The sequence below is a fragment of the Blautia sp. ZXY-1-B12 genome, assembly GCF_056339915.1.
Genome location: NZ_JBWJVP010000160.1, coordinates 1 through 3,560 on the forward strand (window position 1 = coordinate 1; position 3,560 = coordinate 3,560).

Here is a 3,560-nt window from a genome sequence, read left to right on the forward strand (position 1 = left end):
CGCCGTTTATATACCAGACGGCAGGATTTTTCTTAAGACAGCTTATACTCTTTTGGAACCGTTTTTCCATGTCCTTTCATGTATGGTTTAACATAGACTGTCTTTCCAGTCTTATAGTGTCTGCAATGTCCGCGGACGCACCAGGCTTCCGTCAGTCTCTGGCGGGTTTTGCTGCGGAGTTTCCTCGTCAGTTTTTCATTTGAGGAAAGTACCCGGATGCCGTTAAGCGAAATGACACGTGGGGATTTCCTGGCCGGTTGCTTATCCGCGGAAATCTTGTTCCTGCTTTTCCCTACGTCTGCTTTATTTTCCATTTCCTTAAGCTCAGGATGCTCGCTCAGATAATTAATGAATGCCATCACGCGGATGAATCCAATGATATTCTGTGTACCTGGCTCCACATTCTCCCGCATATACTGGTCTGCCTTCTCAAATAACTTCTGCTTCCGGTAGACACTGACAAATGCATTATCAAACGATTCTGCAGAAATGGATATCTCCTCTCCAAAAGATACGGAAATATCCGCAGTATAAGCCCAGAGAGGAGTTGCTGCCGGAAGTGTTTTTTCTTTTCCACAATATTCCTGATAGGATTCGCAGTGGATCTTAAACGAATCTTCTTCACTGTCCATGACCTCAAAGATTAGATAATCTTTTATCTTGTCTCCAATCTGAACGGAAACCCCTTTCTCCAGAATGGGTGATGCATTAACGGAATCCGTTTCTTTCCCATCAAACATATTTCTCAGGGTTTCCTCCGTTACAATGATCTTATCCAGTCCTTCCGCCAGTGCTGCAAGCTCCCTTCCTTTCTTTTCCATCAAGAGATATATTTGCTTTGTTGTCTTCATCTTTTTCTCCTTTCGTTTGTTTGCTGTAAAAAAATGATGAAACCAAAAGAAAAGATGAAATTTTTGTTTTCCCTGCTATTCTTCATTTTTCCATTGCAAGACAAAAGCGAAAGGAGAAACAGATATGCAAGACAAAAACGAAAGAGGATTGGTTGGGGATTTTTTCTGCGGAGCAGGAGGTGCAAGTGTCGGGATCGAAGAATTTGGCGTAAAGGTGGATTTTGCCGTAAACCATGACCAGACAGCGATCCGGCTTCATTCCAGGAACCATCCATCGACATACCATATGACGGAAGATATCTTTACCTCTGAAGTGGAACGGTTTGTTGCCGGAAGAAAGGTATCCCTGATCTGGGCATCACCGGACTGCACCCATTTCAGCAAAGCGAAAGGTAAGACTCCAAGGAAACAGGGGATACGGATGCTCCCTTATGCGGTATATTTCCATGCAGCACAGATCCATCCGGAAGTGATCTGTATGGAGAACGTGGCAGAGATCCAGGGCTGGTGTCCGATCGAGGACAGGGAAGATGTTCCCGGTTTGGGGACAGCCGGTAAAAAGTCTTACCGGTATCTGCTACAGATGTTTTGTAGCCCATATGTCCCATGGAAATCTGGAACCGGACGGCCGGATTGCAGATGCCCCAGCGGAATGCAGGAGGTTCTGTGATAAGTGCCAGGTAGTAAGAGACGGGTACACAAAGTGCTTAGGATATGACTTCGACAGCCGGGAACTTTGCGCCGCAGACTACGGTGCCCCGACCACAAGAAAGCGCTGGTATGCAGTGATCCGAAGCGACCACCGTGCGATACGATGGCCAAAACCCACCAACAGCAAAGATGGAGTTGGTCTTCCTGCGTGGGTACCGGCATCCTCCATTCTTGATCTGGATAATTACGGGCAGTCGATCTTTGACCGTAAAAAACCATTGGCAGAAAACACGCAGAGGCGGATTGCCATGGGGATCAGGAAATATGTCTTAAACGGAGAGGAGCCGTTTATTGTCCATGTCAACCATTCCGGGGACGGATTCCGCGGGCAGTCAGTAAACGAACCGCTCCCTACCATGACCAGGAAACTGGGAATGGGGCTGGTAAGCACAAAGGCCATGCAGATAGAACAGTTTCTGACCAAATTCTACAAGAGCGGGATCGGGCAGTCGATCGAGGAGCCTCTCCACACCATTACCACCAGCCCGGGACACTTTGGCCTGGTTTCAGTAAAAACAACAGATAAAGGTTCCTTGAACCAGGCAGACAGGGCTGTTCTTGAGCGGGCACATCAGGTCAGTCAGTTCCTGATGCTCTATTATGGATCCGATATCGGCCAAAGCATAGACAAACCGCTCAGGACCATTGTGACCAAGGAACGTTTTTCCCTCATTACTGTGCTGCATGACGGAAGAGTGCTTTTGAATATCCATCTGCGGATGCTCTCCGTGGAGGAATTAAAACGGGGGAATGGGTTCCCGGATGATTACGATATTTCGCATGATTCCAGGTGGCACCGTATCCCTACCGCGGAGCAGGTAGCCAAGATTGGGAATGCGGTCGTGCCATCCATGAGTAAGGCGATCGTTTCTGCTAACTGCCCTTATCTGTACCAGCATGACAGGGTTCCTTTTGTACAGGTATCCCAGCAGCAAAACGGACAGTTTTCTTTTGCATAAGACAGCTTCGGCTGTCTTTTTTGTCGTATAAGAATCAAAAAAACCTTTTTTATGCTAAAAACAGACAGGAGTTATTGCTTGTTTATCATAAAGATTATGGAAAGGAGTACCGTAAATGAGAATATTACATTCTTCCACCCCAAAGAAACAGGCAGCTGCACAAGAGCAGGTGCTGTCAGAGAAAGACCGTATTCCCTATCAGAAAGCCTACAAAAACGGTATCATAAGACTGGCAGATCAGACCTGTGCATGCCGAACTGTGATGCAGTGCCGGATACACAAAGGTCCGCGGATGTCAAAAAGATGTTTTTAAATCTTTTGGTTTCGTTTGGCACCAGAATACATATACAGCAGACAGCGTACTGCAGGAATGTTGCCGCGGAGGAATCCGTACAGCTGCTTTATAAGTTTTTCCATCGTTTCAGCAGAAGCGGTCAGTATTGACACTGCCAGACAGATTTTTAATGACATTAACACAAAGATCGTGGAATGCGGTGCAAATATCGTGCCTCTTACGCAGACATTTTCTGTTTTGTATGACACTTATCATATGGAGCCAACTCTTTCCGTCGATGAGAATATGTGGTGGGCTTTGCGGCTGGAAGAGGATTCGACGTCGGAATCATTCTGGAAATGTATGCGAGTAAAAGGAATGAGTTCGAAGGAATTTCTGGTTCCCAAAACGCTGGAGTACTTCGAGGATCATGCGAGAGTCGGGGATATGTACGCAAGAAGTCTGGAAGATCGAACCATTTTCGCTTTCAGAAAGTATAATTTCAGAGCTGATGGCTCTGGATTTCTCTACTCCATCATCAGTATGCACTGTGATGGAATGGACGGTCATACGGCAGAAAGAAAAGGGCGAAAGTCCTGGAAACAGAAAGGGTATGATCTTCCTGACAGCCGGACAGACGAATCTTTTTCAGTAATGAAAAATCATTTCTTTTCTGTAACTACAACCGCAGTAATTTTCTCAGAAGATAAGAAACGATTGGATGAGAATACGGAGCTGTTCCAGTCACTTTTGGCGCATTACTGG

5 protein-coding genes are annotated in these 3,560 nt (G+C 46.2%); 4 read left to right on the forward strand and 1 reads right to left on the reverse strand.

The genetic code is table 11. The annotated features are described in order from the left end of the window. Positions 1-32: 32 nt before the first annotated feature. Positions 33-851 (reverse strand): hypothetical protein, encoded by an 819-nt coding sequence (locus tag AC075L_RS08160; RefSeq protein WP_476387528.1) that lies wholly within the window; start codon positions 849-851, stop codon positions 33-35. Positions 852-975: 124 nt separating this feature from the next. On the opposite strand from AC075L_RS08160, the gene AC075L_RS08165 reads away from it, so the two are divergent. From AC075L_RS08165 to AC075L_RS08180, 4 genes are all read left to right on the forward strand, one after another. After that, complete coding sequence (locus AC075L_RS08165; RefSeq protein WP_476387529.1) at positions 976-1,521, forward strand: DNA cytosine methyltransferase; 546 nt, start codon at positions 976-978, stop codon at positions 1,519-1,521. Continuing rightward, on the forward strand, positions 1,451-2,521 hold the full coding sequence (locus tag AC075L_RS08170; RefSeq protein ID WP_476387532.1) for a DNA cytosine methyltransferase: 1,071 nt from the start codon (positions 1,451-1,453) through the stop codon (positions 2,519-2,521). The genes AC075L_RS08165 and AC075L_RS08170 overlap by 71 nt, the downstream gene beginning before the upstream one ends. Positions 2,522-2,636: 115 nt before the next feature. After that, the gene (locus tag AC075L_RS08175; protein WP_476387530.1) at positions 2,637-2,834 is read left to right on the forward strand and encodes a hypothetical protein; all 198 of its coding nucleotides are present in this window, start codon (positions 2,637-2,639) and stop codon (positions 2,832-2,834) included. Between the two features lie 57 nt (positions 2,835-2,891). After that, positions 2,892-3,560, forward strand: a 669-nt coding sequence (locus AC075L_RS08180) for a hypothetical protein (protein ID WP_476387531.1), incomplete at its 3' end; no start/stop codon positions are given.